The sequence below is a fragment of the Winogradskyella undariae genome, assembly GCF_013285155.1.
GTDB classification, from domain to species: Bacteria; Bacteroidota; Bacteroidia; order Flavobacteriales; family Flavobacteriaceae; genus Winogradskyella; species Winogradskyella undariae.
The window spans coordinates 60,635-78,225 of record NZ_JABTEL010000013.1 but is presented as its reverse complement, the minus strand read 5'-3'; the positions used below and the strand labels follow the sequence as shown (position 1 = coordinate 78,225).

At 31.6% G+C, this 17,591-nt stretch carries 15 protein-coding genes; 12 read left to right on the top strand and 3 right to left on the bottom strand.

Annotation, left to right across the window (positions count from 1 at the left end; genetic code table 11):
- Window positions 1-38: 38 nt before the first annotated feature.
- From HSX10_RS15630 to HSX10_RS15620, 3 genes are all read right to left on the bottom strand, one after another.
- The gene (locus HSX10_RS15630) at window positions 39-1,079 is read right to left on the bottom strand and encodes a GMP reductase (protein WP_173589184.1); all 1,041 of its coding nucleotides are present in this window, start codon (window positions 1,077-1,079) and stop codon (window positions 39-41) included.
- Between the two features lie 130 nt (window positions 1,080-1,209).
- The gene (locus HSX10_RS15625; protein ID WP_173589183.1) at window positions 1,210-1,590 is read right to left on the bottom strand and encodes a RidA family protein; all 381 of its coding nucleotides are present in this window, start codon (window positions 1,588-1,590) and stop codon (window positions 1,210-1,212) included.
- A 142-nt stretch (window positions 1,591-1,732) separates the two neighbouring features.
- A complete protein-coding gene (locus HSX10_RS15620) occupies window positions 1,733-4,501 on the bottom strand; it encodes a putative LPS assembly protein LptD (RefSeq protein WP_173589182.1) in 2,769 nt (922 codons plus the stop codon).
- A gap of 111 nt (window positions 4,502-4,612) precedes the next feature.
- Between HSX10_RS15620 and HSX10_RS15615 the strand changes: the two genes are divergently transcribed.
- The 12 genes from HSX10_RS15615 (at window position 4,613) to bshA (ending at window position 17,544) form a co-directional block, all read left to right on the top strand.
- Window positions 4,613-5,728: an N-acetylmuramoyl-L-alanine amidase family protein gene (locus tag HSX10_RS15615; protein WP_173589181.1), complete on the top strand. Its 1,116-nt coding sequence runs from the start codon at window positions 4,613-4,615 to the stop codon at window positions 5,726-5,728.
- 54 nt (window positions 5,729-5,782) lie between these two features.
- The gene (locus HSX10_RS15610; RefSeq protein ID WP_173589180.1) at window positions 5,783-6,730 is read left to right on the top strand and encodes an MlaD family protein; all 948 of its coding nucleotides are present in this window, start codon (window positions 5,783-5,785) and stop codon (window positions 6,728-6,730) included.
- A gap of 11 nt (window positions 6,731-6,741) precedes the next feature.
- Window positions 6,742-8,055: a 4Fe-4S dicluster domain-containing protein gene (locus tag HSX10_RS15605; protein ID WP_173589179.1), complete on the top strand. Its 1,314-nt coding sequence runs from the start codon at window positions 6,742-6,744 to the stop codon at window positions 8,053-8,055.
- Complete coding sequence (locus tag HSX10_RS15600) at window positions 8,048-8,251, top strand: hypothetical protein (RefSeq protein ID WP_173589178.1); 204 nt, start codon at window positions 8,048-8,050, stop codon at window positions 8,249-8,251. The genes HSX10_RS15605 and HSX10_RS15600 overlap by 8 nt, the downstream gene beginning before the upstream one ends.
- Before the next feature lie 66 nt (window positions 8,252-8,317).
- Window positions 8,318-9,100 (top strand): (Fe-S)-binding protein, encoded by a 783-nt coding sequence (locus tag HSX10_RS15595; protein ID WP_173589177.1) that lies wholly within the window; start codon window positions 8,318-8,320, stop codon window positions 9,098-9,100.
- A gap of 12 nt (window positions 9,101-9,112) precedes the next feature.
- Window positions 9,113-9,322: a hypothetical protein gene (locus HSX10_RS15590; protein ID WP_173589176.1), complete on the top strand. Its 210-nt coding sequence runs from the start codon at window positions 9,113-9,115 to the stop codon at window positions 9,320-9,322.
- Window positions 9,323-9,360: 38 nt separating this feature from the next.
- Complete coding sequence (locus HSX10_RS15585) at window positions 9,361-9,885, top strand: PH domain-containing protein (RefSeq protein WP_173589175.1); 525 nt, start codon at window positions 9,361-9,363, stop codon at window positions 9,883-9,885.
- The gene (locus HSX10_RS15580) at window positions 9,878-11,368 is read left to right on the top strand and encodes a PH domain-containing protein (protein ID WP_173589174.1); all 1,491 of its coding nucleotides are present in this window, start codon (window positions 9,878-9,880) and stop codon (window positions 11,366-11,368) included. The genes HSX10_RS15585 and HSX10_RS15580 overlap by 8 nt, the downstream gene beginning before the upstream one ends.
- Before the next feature lie 33 nt (window positions 11,369-11,401).
- Window positions 11,402-11,887 (top strand): ABC transporter ATPase, encoded by a 486-nt coding sequence (locus HSX10_RS15575; protein ID WP_173589173.1) that lies wholly within the window; start codon window positions 11,402-11,404, stop codon window positions 11,885-11,887.
- A gap of 85 nt (window positions 11,888-11,972) precedes the next feature.
- A complete protein-coding gene (serB, locus tag HSX10_RS15570) occupies window positions 11,973-13,196 on the top strand; it encodes a phosphoserine phosphatase SerB (RefSeq protein ID WP_173589172.1) in 1,224 nt (407 codons plus the stop codon).
- Between the two features lie 127 nt (window positions 13,197-13,323).
- Complete coding sequence (locus HSX10_RS15565; protein WP_173589171.1) at window positions 13,324-16,275, top strand: serine hydrolase domain-containing protein; 2,952 nt, start codon at window positions 13,324-13,326, stop codon at window positions 16,273-16,275.
- A gap of 129 nt (window positions 16,276-16,404) precedes the next feature.
- Window positions 16,405-17,544, top strand: coding sequence for an N-acetyl-alpha-D-glucosaminyl L-malate synthase BshA (gene bshA, locus HSX10_RS15560; protein WP_173589170.1), 1,140 nt, complete (start codon window positions 16,405-16,407; stop codon window positions 17,542-17,544).
- Window positions 17,545-17,591: the final 47 nt, after the last annotated feature.

Sequence of the window (17,591 nt, the reverse complement as noted above, 5' to 3'; positions counted from 1 at the left end):
AAATTAGTAATTAATTTGAAGGATTATTTTTTATTTACCTATTTATTATAAACTTGGTTTTCTTGCTCGGCCACACGAATAAAAGTAGTGCGTTTGGTTAATTCTTTTAAACGTTCAGCACCAACATAAGTACATGTACTTCGTAAGCCTCCTAAAATATCTTGCAAAGTGTCTTTAACATCACCTTTGTAAGGAACTTCTACCGTTTTTCCTTCGCTAGCTCTGTATTCTGCGACACCTCCAACATATTTATCCATTGCAGTTGCAGAACTCATACCGTAGAATTGTTTGTACTGTTCGTTATTTCGCGTAATAAGTTCTCCGCCACTTTCTGTATGACCTGCAAACATACCACCAAGCATTACAAAATCTGCACCAGCACCAAATGCTTTAGCAACATCTCCAGGTGTGGCACATCCACCATCACTAATAATTTGTCCACCTAAGCCGTGAGCCGCATCTGCACATTCTATAATAGCAGATAATTGAGGATAGCCTACGCCTGTTTTAACACGTGTTGTGCAAACGCTACCAGGCCCAATGCCTACTTTTACAATATCTGCCCCAGATAATAGGAGTTGTTCTACCATTTCTCCTGTAACAACATTGCCCGCAATAATAACTTTGTCGGGATAAGACTTACGTGTTTGCTGAAGAAATTCTACAAAATGCTCAGAATAACCATTAGCGACATCAATACATATAAACTTTAGTTCGGGATGATGTTTAAAAACTATTTTTAGTTTTTCAGAATCTTCTTCGCCAGTACCAGTACTAATAGCGATGTAATTTGTAATGTTTTTAGGAGACTTATTTAAAAAGGTAGTCCATTGTTTTGCTGAATAATGTTTATGGATAGCCGTAAAAAGCTTTTGTTCAGATAAGGTTAAAGCCATTTCAAAAGTACCAACAGTATCCATATTAGCTGCCATGATCGGAATTCCTGTCCAATCTTTTTTGCTATTAAGAAAGCTAAAATTTCGTTCTAATGAAACTTGAGACCTGCTTTTAAGAGTTGAACGCTTTGGGCGAATCATTACATCTTTAAAGCCTAATTTTATATCATTTTCAATGTGCATCTTTTGAAGTAAATTTGGTTACTTTCAAAAATACAAGTTATTTAAAAAAGTAACTTGTTAATTTTAAAGATGCTATATGGTTTTATTAACAATTGTTTATATAAAACCATATTTCATGAATATAAATCAATTATTTTACAGCAATCATACTAATTTCAACATTTACAAACTTAGGTAAATTTGCGACTTCAACAGTCTCTCTAGCTGGCGCTGTAGCTTCTTCAAAATAATTACCATAGACTTCATTAATTTGAGTGAAGTTATTCATGTCACTGATAAAAATTGAAGACTTTACTACGTTTTCAAACGTCATGTCAGCAGCTTCTAAAACAGCCTTCATGTTTTCCATAACTTGCTTTGTTTCTGTTTTAATATCATCTATAACTAACTCCATTGTTTCAGGATTTAAAGCTATTTGACCCGAAGTATATAAAGTATTTCCTGTTAAAACAGCTTGATTATATGGACCTATTGGAGCAGGAGCGTTAGTAGTGTTTATTATTTTTTTCATCTTAAGAAGTGTTTGTTTATTCCTCTTTGTGTAAAAAAGGTTTTTAATGATTGTATTATCATCTCAAATTTAATACAATATTATTAAGAAAATAATAGTAAACTGAAAGAAATTATAATAAAAATAGAATAGGGGTTTTTAATTATAATTGTTGGTCGGATTGCTTTTGTTTATCGTATTTTAAATCTTTAAGAAGGCTTGATTTTATACCAATAAAGAAATTCCAAGAGCTATTATCACTAAAAGGTATCCAAGAAAAATTCATACGCCAACTTAGTAAGTCGCGTTCAAAACGTAATTGTGTGTATGTAAATCCATCATTTACAAAATCGTAACCCGATGATGCACCAACACTCCATTTAGGTGAAATATCAATATCTCCTGAGAACATTAATGAATGTGATGATATTTGGTCTTGGCGTTGAGTATTGGTGTAATTAGCTGTATATGCTAGTCTTAAACTCCAGGGGAGTTTGAAATTATAGAATTCGTTATTTTCCTCTTCTTCCTCACCTTTATCATCTTGATCAGAGAGTCGAGTATTTGCAAAACTTTCAGATCTTCCAAATAAGTCATCAGTTCTACCTCCTGATCGTGCAGATTCTTGTGCGGAAGCATCTTTTTCATCATTATTAGCACCTTTTTTTCCTGAAAAAGTTTCGTTAGATAAGGTATAGCTCATGCTTGCGTTAGCTGATGTTAATCTAAATAAGCTTCCTCCGTTGTTTATGTTAAATGTATTTACAACTTGATTGTTGCTGTTTAGAGCATAAGGGTTTAAGGTCATCCCGAAGTTGATACTCATTTTGTTATTTAAAATTTGAGTTCCTCCTGTTAAATTAAGTGGGCTCCATTTTAATGAATCTGCAGCAATGTTGTAAGCGGTAGAAAAATTAAGACTATTTAGTAGTGTTATTTTTTCAGACTCTGTTTTTGTAGAATCTTTTGCTTGAATTTTAGCTTCAACATTATTACTTAAGCTAAGACCAATACTGCTTGAAAACGAATTGCCAGGTGCTCCGTATAGTGAATTTTCGAAACGAGAATATTCTACTTGATCTGAAGTTGTACCATCTGCATCAATAACATCATAGGTTTCATAATACTGATCAAAAGCTGGGCTAATAGTGTAACTAATAGAAGGGCGCATAACGTGGCGTATTGCTTTAATTTTTGCATCCTTAGCTTCGTTTTCAAAATCATACATACCGTATATTGTTGTCCCGATACTTGCTCCTGCATTATAAGTTAAGAAACGATCAAAACCATTTTGATTTACTGTAATAACTTCTTCGGAAGCTTGATCGTAATAACGACTTATAGTTTTTAACGTCCAGTTTTCTTGAAGACTGGCACTTGTGCTAACACTAAAATAATCAAATACTTTAAAATTTGTTGTAACAGGTATGCTGTGCGTCATTCCTATTTGAGCATCATCAAACATTTCACTTTTACCAAAAATAGAATCATTTGTTTGAATATTATATTCGCCTCTGGTGGTTAGTTGAAAATTAATATTTTGAATAATTCCTTTTTTAGTTCCATTTTTTGGAGCAAAAGGGTATACTCTTCCTACTGAAGCCTGAACTGTAGGTAGGGTTAAATTAATGTCACCTGTATTTGTATTTTGACTGTGTGTTGCTGTTAAACTTAGGTTTACCTGAGGATCACCTGCAAATGTCTTAGAATACGAAACTGAAGATGCTAAAGTATTATTTAAAAAATTCGATTGATTTAATTGATTAATGGATTCTTGATAATAAGAGCTACTTCCTAAGTTTACAGAAGCTGAAAAATAAGAGTTAGGGTTTGCTTTAGAGTCTCGACTGTGCGACCACTTTAAATTATAAATAGTGCTCTGACTAAAATCAGGAAATCCACGTTCTTCATTTAGTAAGTTCTCATACCTGAAGCTTACATTACCTTTGTATTTATAGCGGAGGGCATAATTGTTTTCAATACTAAAACCATAACTACCATTAGTATAGTAGTCTCCAAGTACTGCTAAGTCTAAATAGTCGCTAATAGCAAAATAATAACCCCCATTTTGTAAATTATAGCCTCTGTTACTATCTTCTCCAAAACTAGGAATAATTAACCCTGAAGTTTGTGTTTTTGTCATAGGAAAAAATGCAAAAGGTAAAGCAATTGGTGTTGGTACACCATAAATTTCCATGTATGTAGGTCCTACAATAACTTTTTTGTTGGGTACCAATTTCATCTTAGTTGTAACAAATTGGTATTCCGGATCTTCTTCATCTTCAGCCGTTGTAAAACGCCCTTTTTTCATGAAATAAACCGAATCATTTTCTTTTTTAGTAATAGGAGAATAAACCTTAAAGCCTTGTTGTTCAGTTCTAGAATTGAAAACTAATGCTTTTTTAGATTCTGTATTAAAAATGATAGAATCTGGTTCAATAACATTTTCTCCTTGAGTAAAAACAGGTCTTTGGCTGTAACCAGTTGAATCTTTTAGACGGCCAGCATAAACTAAATTTTTGCTGTAATCGATAACAATAACACCTGCTTTTATTTCCATATCTTGGTATAGAACTTCTGCTTCGTTATATAAATAGATTTTTTTCTTTTTCTGACTAAGAGAAACATAATCGGTAGCTGTATAAGTTACAGTTCCTTCTAGTAAGCCTTTTTGTTTTATGGAGTCTTTTTTTGTGGAGTCAATTTCTGTGATATTTACCTCTTGCTTAGCAATAGAGTCTAGAGAAATAGAAGTACTATCTCTCTCTTGCTCAACAGGAATAGTACCTTGTTTTTTAGGTAATTCTTGAGCGAAGCTTAATGTGTTAATAAACACTGTAAAACTAAGGGCGAAAAGTATGTATAAGCTTTTTGTCTGCAATGCTTTTAAATGTATTTTTGTAAAAGTATGGCTCGGTTTTTGAAATGCCAAAAGTACAGCTATTTTTTTGTGATTAATAGATTAAAGCTATAAAATGAAAAATGCTGTATTATCAATTGGTGCTTTATAATAAACCAAGTTTATAAACCGTTAAATTTAAATATGCAAACGACACAAAAACCAACAATAGTATTATTCATTCTTTTATTTATAACTTCTTTAACACCTTATGCTGCATTACATGCGCAAGAAGACAAGTTTGTAGTTGTTTTAGATGCAGGACATGGTGGCCATGATTCTGGGAATATAGGTAATGGTCATAGTGAAAAGAATATAGCACTTAAAGTGACTTTAGAAGTCGGTAAGGAGCTTGAGAAAAACCCAAACATAAAAGTGATCTACACACGTAAAACAGATGTGTTTGTAGAATTGCACGAGCGTGCAAATATTGCAAATAAGGCAGATGCAGATTTGTTTGTGTCTATACATTGTAACGCACACAGCTCTCAAGCAAGTGGTACAGAGACTTTTGTTTTAGGTGAAAAAAATACGGGTCGTAATTTTGAAGTAGCAAAGCGTGAAAATGAAGTTATATTTAAAGAAGAAAATTATGAAGATCATTATGAAGGGTTTAATCCAAGTTCACCAGAATCGAGTATTGCTATTGGTATAGAACAAGAAGTTTATGTAGAGCAAAGTATTGTTTTAGCACGTAAAATAGAAGATAACTTCATTAATAAAGCAAAACGTAAAAGTAGAGGTCTAAAACAGGCAAGTCTATTAGTTATTCGTAATACTTACATGCCAAGTGTTTTAGTAGAGGTTGGTTTTTTAACTAATAATAGTGAAGGAAAATACCTAAATACAAAAGCCGGTCAGCTAAAAATGGCAAATGCTATAAATGTTGCTATTTTAGATTATAAGAAAGAACTTGATCAAAATGTTGGTAGTCATATTCTGCAAGTAAATGCAGAAACGATGACAGAAGAAAAAGAAGAACCTAGAATTATTGAAGGTGTTATATTTAAAGTTCAAATTTCAGCGAGTTCAAGAGCTTTAGAAACTAAATCCTATAATTTTAAAGGACTTTCTAATATATCAAGAGAGAAATCTGGTGATATCTATAAATATTATAGTGGAGAAACATCTGATTATAATGAAGTTAAACAACTACAGAATAAAGCGAAATTAGCAGGGTATTCTGGTGCTTTTGTTGTAGCTTTTAAAGATGGAAAAAAGATAGATATTTCTGAAGCCTTAAAATCTGCTACGAATTAGAAACTTTATTAATATATTTATTCCTAATTTTGTTTGTAATCTAAATAAAGCCCATTGAAAATATCAAGAGAAATTAAGACCGCAATACTAGTCCTAGCTGGTATCGCTTTTTGCATATATTTATTCAACTTTCTTAAAGGTGAAGATTTATTTGAAAATTCAAACACCTACTATACAGAATTTGAGTATAATGCCTTAAGTATGTCATCTCCGGTGACAATTAAAGGTAATAAAATAGGGAAAATAGAAGAAATCATTTATGATTTCAAAACCGGAAAAACACGTATTTCGTTTACCGTTAACCCAAAATTAAAATTTTCTAAAAACAGTACTGTTAGACTTTATCAAGATGGTTTAATGGGCGGTAATGCATTATCTATTGTTGAAGGTAGTGGAGGAGAAAATGCTAAACCTGGTGATTTTATAGAATCGGAAGTGAAACCAGGAATGGTATCGTCTTTAGAGAAAAACTTTTCTGGAATTAGTGAAGATTTAGGATCAACACTTCGTTCTTCCGATAGTTTATTAGGGAATCTTAATTCTCTAGTAATGGATGATTCCGAGGATGGATTAAAGCAAACTATAGCAGAATTAAATTCTACATTAAAATCATTTAAAGGAGTTGCATTTGCGGCAAATAACTTAATTAGTAAAAATGACGAGAAAATAGCGTCATTATTAGAGAATTTTGACAAAACAAGTTCAGAGTTAACTATATTAATTAAAGATTTAAACGAAGCAAAGCTTTCTAATACAGTAGAGAATTTAAATGAAATGGTAGCTAAGTTAAATCAACTTGCTACAGGACTTGAAGCTGGTGAAGGCAGCATGGGTAAACTCTTAAAAGACGATTCACTCTATAATAATTTAGATAATGCATCTAAAGAATTAGAACTTCTGCTTTTAGATATTAAACTACATCCTGCAAGATATAGACGTATTTTGTCTAAAAAAGAGATTCCTTACGAGGAACCAACACAAGAGGAATTAAACAATAATTAGACTCATCAATTATGGAATACTTACCTAATATCATTTTTGCTGTTATCCTAATATTAGGTATTGGCTATTTTGCACGTAATGTTCAAAAATTGATTCGTAATATTAAACTAGGACAAGATGTTGATGTTAGTGAAAACAAATCTCAGCGTTGGAAAAATACTATAAACATAGCTTTAGGTCAGAGTAAGTTAGTAAAACGACCTGTTTCTGGATTTCTGCACGTTATTGTTTATGTCGGATTCATTATTATAAATATTGAAGTCTTAGAGATTATAATCGATGGCCTTTTTGGGACACATAGAATAGGACAAGAATTATTACCGGCAGCTTTATATGGTTTCCTTATTGGAACCTTCGAGGTTTTAGCAGTTTTAGTTTTAGTCTCTGTAACTGTGTTTTGGATACGAAGAAATGTAATTAAAATTAAACGTTTCTTAAGTTCAGAAATGAAAGGATGGCCAAAGAGTGATGGTAATATTATTCTTTATTTTGAAGTGGTATTAATGGGGTTATTCTTAATCATGAATGCAACCGATACTGTTTTTCAAGGTGCTAATTCCGGAAATGTTATTTCACAATTTATCGCACCGTTATTCAATGGTTTTTCTATTGAAGCGCTGCATACTGTAGAACGTATAGCATGGTGGTTACACATTGTTGGTATTTTAACTTTCTTAAATTATTTATATTTCTCCAAGCATTTACATATTCTATTGGCTTTCCCTAATGTTTATTATGGAAGTGTATCTCCAAAAGGGAAATTTAATAATCTAGATGCTGTTACGGCAGAAGTAAAATTAATGATGGATCCAAATGCAGATCCTTTTGCAGCACCACCTGAAGGAGCAGAAGATGAAGTACCTGCTAAGTTTGGAGCAAGTGATGTAATGGATTTAACAAAAGTTCAATTGCTTAACGCGTATACATGTACAGAATGTGGTCGTTGTACAAGCGAATGTCCTGCAAATCTTACCGGTAAAAAATTATCGCCTCGTAAGATTATGATGGACACACGAGATCGATTAGAAGAAGTAGGTAAAAATATTGACGCTAATAAAGGTGAGTTTAAAGATGATGGAAAACAACTTTTAGGAGATTACATCACAAACGAAGAACTTTGGGCATGTACAACATGTAATGCTTGTGTAGAAGCTTGTCCGGTGAGCATTAACCCTTTGTCAATTATTATGGATATGCGTCGTTATTTAGTTATGGAGCAAAGTGCTGCACCAACAGAACTGAATACTATGATGACTAATATAGAAAACAACGGAGCACCTTGGCCTTATAACCAAATGGACCGTTTAAATTGGAAAGATGAGTAATTTACTTGAGCGTTTAAGCCCTAAAACAAGATTGATATTAGGAATCTTAGGAGTTCCTATAGCTTTAGGTTTGTATTACATTATGGATAAATACGAAACCGGTGGATTTGTAGGGTTTTTATGTGGATTTATTTCAGCATTTTCTTTTGTTATGTTGGTAAGTTATAAGTCCAATGCAATTTTTAAGCGCAGATAAATTACTTTAAAATTTTTATGAAATCCTTGTAATGTTGAAAGGATTTATTTTTAAGATAGAAAAATTATGAGTGAAGAACCAAAAGTGCCAACCATGGCAGAGTATATGGCAGAAGGCAAACAACCAGAAATTTTATTTTGGGTGGGTTCTGCTGGTAGTTATGACGATAGAGCAAAGAAAATAACCAAAGCTTTTGTAAAGATTCTAAATAAAGCAAATGTAGATTTTGCTGTTTTAGGGACTGAAGAAAGTAATACTGGTGATGTTGCAAAACGTGCAGGAAATGAATTTTTATTTCAAATGCAAGCCGTTATGAATATTGAAGTTCTTAATGCTTACGAAGTAAAACGTATTGTAACTTGCGATCCACATTCTTTCAACTGTATTAAAAACGAATATCCAGGTCTTGGTGGTCATTACGAGGTAATTCATCATACGCAATTTATAGAGCAATTAATCGCTTCAGGTCGTTTAACATTAGACGGTGATGTCTATAAAGGAAAGCGTATAACATTTCATGATCCTTGCTATTTAGGAAGAGCAAATAGTGTTTACGATGCACCGAGAGATGTACTTAAAAAAACAAATGCGACTTTAATTGAAATGAAACGCCATAAAGGAACTGCTTTATGTTGTGGAGCAGGAGGAGCACAAATGTTTAAAGATGCAGAACCCGGGAATAAGGAAATTAATATCCTTAGAACTGAAGATGCTTTAGAAACCAAGCCAGAAATTATTGCAACAGGCTGTCCATATTGTAATACCATGATGACTGATGGTGTAAAATTTAAAGAAAAAGAAGCGGAAATTAAGGTTATGGACATTGCCGAGTTAATTGCAAATGCGTAATTATAAGTAACGATGGAAGAAAACAACATCAAGAAAATAACCATAAAAAAAAGGATTATCACAGGTGTTTTTAGTGGTGTTGTTTTTGCTATTTTTATGTCAGGTTTCGATTATTTTGATGGTACTGTATTTTCTTTACCTAAGTTTATATTTCATGCTTTGTTTTTTGGATTATTTATGGGTATTGCGCTTAAATACAAAGTTCCTAAGAAGAGAGATTAAGACCTAATTACATTTCTTTAAATAACCATTATAAACTAATGACCTTTACAAACCTTCAAATAGATACAGAAAGTATACCTAGCATTGATGATGTTGTTTTAAAACCAATTTCTAAAGCTTATTTAAAGATTATAGCGCTTAATAAGCTAATGATTTGTACGGTTTTAATAAGTGCTGTTTTTTTAGGAAAATATTTTATTGAAAAGAACGAAGAAAGTTTACCAATCAATTTTTGGTATGTTTTAGCTGCTGTCATTGTTTTTTGTATTGTAAATTTAATAGTCAGTTTTTTAGCATTTAAAAAACGTAAGTATGCCATTAGAGCGCATGATGTTATATATGCTAAGGGATTAATTGTTCACTCAATCGTTACGGTGCCCATGTCTCGGATTCAACATGTTGAAGAATCTAGAAGTTGGTTGGCCAGATCTTTTGGATTGGCAACACTCAATATTTATACAGCAGGAGAATCAGGTAGTGATTTAAGCATAAGAGGTCTGCCGTATTTAGAAGCTACACAAATTAAGGATATTATAAGTGCTAAGGTTAATGGAAATGACTGATTTTTCAAAACCAATAAGGCAGTCTTCAAAAGGTATTATTATAATTTTTGCATTTAATACAGTTAAATTCTTTAAGAAGTTTTTTGTAATACTTGTTGCTTCTGGTGTTTCTATTCTTAAAAGTAAATCTTTAGGAAACATAACACCAACCATGTTAATTTTGGGTGTTTTAGGTATATTAATTACCATTCTTGTTATTGCAATATTAAAATACCTCAATTTTAAATTTCATTTAAGTGAAGATGATTTTCATTTAGCTTCAGGTATTATTAATAGGGATAATACCATTATTCCAAAGTCTAAAATTCAGAATGTTTACATTAAACAAAATTTTTTACAGCAGATTATAAATGTTGTTTCTGTAAAAATAGAAACTGCAGGAGATAAAAAATCTGAAATTGAAATTAGTGCCTTAGATAAACCCACGGCTTTACTTTTAAAAGAAAAATTATTTTCTAAAAATATATTAGAGAACGAAATAAAAGAACCGGTTAACGAGCGTGATGTTTTTTTTAGTGTTTCTCCAAAACGATTACTGTTAGAAGGTTTGTCTCAAAATCATTTTAAAAGTTTTTTATTAATTACAACCTTTGTTTTTGGTTTATATAGTGAGTTTGAATCCTATTTAAAGGAACTAAAGTTAGATAAACAAATTGATGATTTTGTAAATCAAGAAGAATCTACAATCCTTAATTTATTGATTACAAATGCTATTATTGTTATTAATGTTGTATTAATTTCACTATTGTTTTCTGTAATAAAAACGTTTATAATTAATTTTAATCTCGAAGTTGTAGAGCATCAAAAAACTGTTGAAATTAATAAAGGACTTTTTAATAAAGTATCGCTGAGTTTAACTCCAAGTCGTATTCAGAATTTGGTGGTGACTACAAATCGTGTGAAGCAATATTTAGGTTTACATTCTTTATCAGTAAAACAAGCTATGGTTGATGCTAAGCAACAAAAGAACTTTAATATTGTTGCATTAGAAAAGGAACAACTTAATTATTTAATAGATAAGCTTTTATTAAATTACACAGAAGATCAAGGTGAACTAGCAAAACCGAATCGTTATTATATGCGGATTTCAGCTTTAGAAATTCTGTTATTTTTAATTATTGCAAATGGTTTATCCATTGCTGCATTCGGACTCGTAATGTTATGGATTAATACTGTTTTTGTTCCATTAGCTGTGCTATATGTTTATTTCGCTTACAAAAAAGCCTATTATAGAATTTCGGATGATTTTGTTACCATTGGGAGTGGAGTAATTGATACGACAACAAATATTCTTCAAATTCATAAAATTCAAAGTGTCAAAATAAAGCAGACTATTTTTCAGAAACCAAAATCTATAGCTTCGTTAGTGATTTCTACGGCTTCAAAGTCTGTTACAATTCCATATATCTCAAAACAGGACGCTATTTCTATTTATAATCTTTTGTTATATAAGGTAGAATCTCAAGATAGAGATTGGATGTAATATTGTATTTTTGTTTTCATAAAAAATAAAGATATGCTAGTCGATTTTAATACATTACCAGAAGAATCTAGAATTTGGATTTACCAAGCTAACCGTTCATTTTCAGACGAAGAATTAGAACAGTTAAAAGGACAATTAGATACGTTTATTGAAGCTTGGACGGCACACGGAAAAGATTTAAAAGCAGGCTATAAACTTGTTTATAAACGATTTATTGTTATTGCTATGGATCAAAGTTTAAATAGTGCTACAGGATGTTCAATTGATGCCTCTGTTACTTTTATTCAGCAATTAGAGCAACAATACAATGTAGATTTAATGGATAAAATGAATGTCTCTTATAAACAAGGTGAATTTATTGCTTATAAGCCATTAATCGATTTTAAAAAAATGGCACAACAAAAATCAGTATCAAAAAATACAATTGTATTTAATAACTTGGTAACTAATATTGCAGAATTCAATGAAAATTGGGAAGTTCCTGCAAGTGAAAGTTGGCATAATAGGTTTCTTAAATAACACTTCACATTAAAAACTTTCATATTTCAAATAGATTAGTCACTTTTACAATACATAATAAAGGACTAACGACAAAACTTACAAAGTGGCTACAGATATTTTCTTATTAAACATTTCAGGACAAGATAAACCAGGATTAACTTCAAGTTTAACAAGTGTATTAGCAGAGTACGATGCCAAGGTTTTAGATATCGGGCAAGCTAATATTCACGATACATTATCCTTAGGGATAATGTTCGAAATTAAATCGGGTAAAAAATCTGCAGCGGTCCTTAAGGATTTATTATTTAAGGCTTATGAGTTAGATCTTAGAGCAAAATTTTCACCAATATCACTTGAAGATTATGAAGATTGGGTGAGTCTGCAAGGAAAAGATCGTTATATCATTACTATTGTAGGAGAGAAATTAGCAGCCGTTCAAATTTCAGAAGTCACTAAAGTTATTTCAGAAAAAAACCTGAATATAGATTCTATAAAACGTTTAACAGGAAGAACTTCATTAGTTCATAAGGAAGAATATGCTAGAGCATCTATTCAACTTTCAATTAGAGGAAGAATAGAAGATAAGTCTGATTTTACGGAGAAAATGATGGCTATATCTAGAGAATTAGATGTAGATATCGCTTTTCAAGAAGATAATATTTTTAGGCGTAATAGACGTTTGGTTTGTTTTGATATGGATTCAACTTTAATTCAGACTGAAGTTATAGATGAATTAGCAGAATTAGCAGGTGTTGGAGCAGAAGTTAAGGCAATTACAGAAGCAGCAATGCATGGTGAAATTGATTTTAACGAAAGCTTTAAAAGACGCATGAAATTGTTAGAAGGTTTAAGCGAATCTGTTTTACAAGAAGTAGCAGAACGTTTACCAATAACTAAAGGTGCAAAGCGTCTGATTGATACATTACATTATTACGGATTTAAGACCGCTATTTTATCTGGTGGTTTTACTTATTTCGGAAAATATTTACAGAAAAAACTAGATATAGATTACGTTTATGCCAATCAATTAGAGATTAAAGATGGTGCTTTAACAGGCGGATATCTTGGTGATATTGTAGATGGGAATAAAAAAGCAGAATATCTTCAGTTACTTGCAGATGATATGAACATTGATATAAGTCAAACTATTGCTATCGGTGATGGTGCTAATGATTTACCTATGCTAAATTTAGCAGGTTTAGGGATTGCTTTTCATGCAAAACCTAAAGTAAAAGATAGTGCTCAAAGTTCTATTTCGAGTATTGGTCTCGATGGTGTGTTATATCTATTAGGTTACCATGATCGTCAAATAGATTTAGTTTCTTAAGTTTATATGTACCTTTTCATTTATAAATCTATCTTAAAGTCTATCAACTTCTTTTTTAATATGCTAATTTGGCACAATATTCGTTGTCATTTTGTGTACTAAACTTAAAAATCTATAAAGATTACTAATGCGTTATTTTTCCCTTATTTTTATTTGTGTTTGTTTTCAATTTAATTTTTCACAAAACATATCAGATCATCCACTTCAGTCTAAAGATTCAGTTCAGCAGCAAAAATGGGTCGATAGTTTATATACATCAATGTCCGTAGAAGAGCGCGTTGGTCAACTTTTTATGGTTCAAGTATTTTCAAATAAAGGAAAAGCATATGAAAATAAAATAGCTCATTTAATAAATCATCAACATATAGGTGGTTTAATTTATTCAAACGGCGGACCTGTACGTCAAGCTAAATTAAATAACGAATTACAAGCGGCTTCTAAAATTCCATTATTAATTGGTATGGATGCAGAATGGGGTTTAAGTATGCGCTTAGATTCTACTTATGCGTTTCCTTGGAATATGACACTTGGTGCTATTTCTGATAATAAATTAGTAGAACAAGCCGGAAGACAAATCGGAGAGCATTGTAAACGTTTAGGTGTGCATTTTAATTTTGCGCCAGCTGTAGATATTAATACCAATCCTAAAAATCCTATTATTGGTAACCGTTCTTTTGGTGAAGACAGAGACAATGTTACCGACAAAGGTTTAGCTTTTATGAAAGGAATGCAAAGTGCCGGAACATTGGCAAACGCAAAGCATTTTCCTGGTCATGGAGATACAGAGGAAGATTCACATTTAAAATTACCAACGATTAATTTTAGTGCAAAACGTATCGATTCTATTGAATTGTATCCCTACAAAAAACTTATAAAAGAAGGTTTAGCGAGTGTAATGGTAGCACATTTAAACGTGCCAAGTTTAGAGACTCGAAAAGATTTTCCTTCATCTTTATCTAAACATATTGTTACAGATATTTTAAAAAACAAATTAGGTTTTAATGGTTTAATATTTACTGATGCTTTAACCATGAAAGGCGCTGCTGATTATGTAGAAAATAATGTAAATAACTCTAAGAGTTTAATAAAAGGTGGTGAGATTGATTTAATGGCTTTTTTAGCAGGAAATGATGTAATGCTAATGTCTGAGGATCCTGAAGTTGGAATAGCAAAATTTGTAGAAGCTATTACGAATGGTGTCATTACAGAAGAGCGTTTAGCATATTCTGTAAAGAAAATATTAATGGCTAAATATAAAGTTGGACTTAATAATTATTCGCCAATAGGAATTTATGATTTAGAGAAAGACCTTAACAGATTAAAGGATGATCTCTTGTATGAAGAACTTATGGAAGGTGCAATTACGGTTGCAAAAAACACCAATTCTTTATTGCCTTTAAGGGATTTAGAAACTAAAAACATTGCTTATATCGCTTTAGGAGATGATAGTGGTTCTCCTTTTTTAGATGAATTAAAAAAATACACTAAAGTTCATGAGATAAAAGCAGATAAGCTTGATGAAGCTATTGATAAACTTCAAAACTATAATACTGTTGTCGTTGGTTTTCATAAATCTAATGCCAATCCTTGGAAAAGTTTTGAATTTACTCAACAAGAAATGGCTTGGTTGTATGAAATTGCTAGAACAAATACCGTTGTATTAGATGTTTTTGCAAGACCTTATGCTTTAAACGATTTACTGTCTGTAGAAAATATAGAAAGTGTAGTAGTAAGTTACCAGAACAGTAAAATAGCGCAAGAGAAATCTGCTCAGCTTATTTTTGGAGCTATTGAAGCTAAAGGGAAATTGCCTGTAACAGCAGGCCCATTTTTTCCGGTTGGTACAGGTGAAACTTATAATTCAATTATGAGTTTAAGTTATGGTTTACCAGAGCGTGTAGGGATGAGTTCTGATTTATTAAACAGAATAGATTCTATAGCAAATTATGCTGTTGATGGTAAAATGACACCAGGAATTCAATTAATTGTTGCCCGAAGAGGTAAGGTTGTTTATAATAAGAATTTTGGCTATCACACTTACCAAAAGAAAAACAAAGTAGATTTCGATGATATATACGATGTGGCTTCTTTAACTAAAATATTAGCAACACTTCCTGTTTTAATGGAGTTAGAAGAGCGTGGTTCTGTTTCGTTAGATGATAAGTTGAGTGATTTAATGCCAGAATATAAAAACACTAATAAAAAGAATATTACACTTAAAAAAATGTTGTCGCACTACGCACGTTTAAAGCCATGGGTACCTTTTTATTATGCGACGTTAGATTCTGTAACAAAATTACCAGATCCTAAGTATTATAGATATGAAAGTACTGAAGGGTTTAGAACAGAAGTTACTAGTACGCTTTTTATGCGTGATGATTACCAAGATTCGATTCAGAAAATTATTAGAGACAGTGATTTATTACCAAGTTTAAGATACCGTTACAGTGATTTACCATATTACATTCTGAAGAAATATCTTGAAGGTTTTTATGATAAGTCTTTAAGTGAAATTACTGAAGATCGATTTTATAAATCACTTGGAGCCAATTACACAACTTATAATCCACGAAAAAAATTCAGTCTAAAAGATATTGTTCCAACTGAAATAGACAACTACTACCGCTATAAAAAAGTACATGGTTATGTACATGATATGGGAGCAGCAATGCAAGGTGGTGTTGGCGGACATGCTGGTATTTTTAGTAATGCCAATGATGTTGCTAAAATAATGCAGATGTATTTGCAAAAAGGTTTCTATGGAGGAAAGCGTTACCTTAAAAGTGAAACGATAGATAAGTTTAATTACTGCTATTATTGCGGAAATAATAATAGAAGAGGTATTGGTTTCGATAAACCTCAGTTAGGTGAAGCAGGACCAACCTGTGGATGTTTATCTATGACAAGTTTTGGTCACTCAGGATTTACTGGGACTTATGCTTGGGCAGATCCAGAAGAAGAAATTGTATATGTCTTTTTAGCAAATAGAACATACCCAGAAGCTGGAAAAAACCTTTTGTTAAGAGAAAATATTAGAACTGAAATTCAACGTTTAATCTATGAAGCAATTATAGATTAACATTATAAATTATAAGCGTTGACGTCTTATTTTAATTTATTTTCTTAATTCGAAAGGATTAAAAAAATAGAACGACTATAGTCAAATAATAAACCATGGCACTTATAATTTTAAATATTTAAAACTAAAATGAAAATAGGAATAGTTTGTTACCCAACATTTGGAGGCAGTGGAGTTGTAGCTACAGAATTAGGTTTAGAACTTTCAAAACGTGGTCACGAGATTCATTTTATAACTTACAGTCAACCTGTAAGATTAGAATTGTTGAGTAATAATGTTCATTTTCATGAAGTTCATGTTCCTGAATATCCACTTTTCTTATATCAACCTTATGAGCTAGCATTGTCTAGTAAATTAGTGGATATGGTAAAGTTATATGGTATAGAGTTATTACATGTACACTATGCGATTCCTCATGCTTATGCCGCTTATATGGCACAGCAAATGTTAAAGGATGAAGGGATTTTTGTACCTATTGTAACTACATTACACGGTACGGATATCACCCTAGTAGGGAGTCATCCATTTTATAAACCTGCAGTAACATTTAGTATTAATAAATCTAATGCGGTAACTTCTGTTTCAGAAAGTTTAAAGAAGGATACTCAAAGATTATTCGACATTAAAAGGGAAATATCTGTTGTGCCTAATTTTATTGATCTCGAAAAGCACGAACATAAATTTACAGATTGTCAACGTGGTATGATGGCAGATGATGATGAGCGTATTGTAACACATATTAGTAATTTTAGAGAGGTAAAACGTATACCAGACGTTATAAAGATCTTTTATAATATTCAAAAAGAACTACCCGCAAAACTAATGATGGTAGGTGAAGGGCCAGAAAAAGAAGCAGCAGAACATTTAGTTGAAGAATTAGGAATTAGTGATCGTGTTATTTTCTTAGGAAATAGTAATGAAATAGATCGTATTTTATGTTTTAGTGATCTGTTTTTATTACCATCACAAACAGAAAGTTTTGGTCTGGCAGCACTTGAAGCTATGGCAAGTAGTGTTCCTGTTATTTCTACTAATTCAGGAGGGTTACCAGAAGTTAATGAAGATGGTTTTTCTGGGTATTTAAGTGATGTTAATGCCATTAAAGATATGTCTGTTAACGCTGTTAAAATCTTATCTGATATTAAAACATTAGAAAAATTTAAGGCGAATGCTAAAGTGCAATCTCAGAAATTCGATTTAAGAAATATTGTACCGATGTATGAGAAAATTTATGAAGAAACACTAAAAGAATTTTTAGTAACAGAATAAAATAGTTATTCATTTTCTTATCTAATTTTGAAAGTGATTAAACACAA

Bases quoted from the DNA above. Each gene is read 5' to 3' on its own strand.
- bshA (WP_173589170.1), top strand. From the start codon at position 16,405: ATGAAAATAGGAATAGTTTGTTACCCAACATTTGGAGGCAGTGGAGTT.
- HSX10_RS15600 (WP_173589178.1), top strand. From the start codon at position 8,048: ATGAGTAATTTACTTGAGCGTTTAAGCCCTAAAACAAGATTGATATTA.
- HSX10_RS15605 (WP_173589179.1), top strand. From the start codon at position 6,742: ATGGAATACTTACCTAATATCATTTTTGCTGTTATCCTAATATTAGGT.
- HSX10_RS15575 (WP_173589173.1), top strand. From the start codon at position 11,402: ATGCTAGTCGATTTTAATACATTACCAGAAGAATCTAGAATTTGGATT.
- HSX10_RS15565 (WP_173589171.1), top strand. From the start codon at position 13,324: ATGCGTTATTTTTCCCTTATTTTTATTTGTGTTTGTTTTCAATTTAAT.
- HSX10_RS15630 (WP_173589184.1), bottom strand. From the start codon at position 1,079: ATGCACATTGAAAATGATATAAAATTAGGCTTTAAAGATGTAATGATT.
- HSX10_RS15595 (WP_173589177.1), top strand. From the start codon at position 8,318: ATGAGTGAAGAACCAAAAGTGCCAACCATGGCAGAGTATATGGCAGAA.
- HSX10_RS15615 (WP_173589181.1), top strand. From the start codon at position 4,613: ATGCAAACGACACAAAAACCAACAATAGTATTATTCATTCTTTTATTT.
- HSX10_RS15580 (WP_173589174.1), top strand. From the start codon at position 9,878: ATGACTGATTTTTCAAAACCAATAAGGCAGTCTTCAAAAGGTATTATT.
- HSX10_RS15625 (WP_173589183.1), bottom strand. From the start codon at position 1,590: ATGAAAAAAATAATAAACACTACTAACGCTCCTGCTCCAATAGGTCCA.
- HSX10_RS15585 (WP_173589175.1), top strand. From the start codon at position 9,361: ATGACCTTTACAAACCTTCAAATAGATACAGAAAGTATACCTAGCATT.
- HSX10_RS15590 (WP_173589176.1), top strand. From the start codon at position 9,113: ATGGAAGAAAACAACATCAAGAAAATAACCATAAAAAAAAGGATTATC.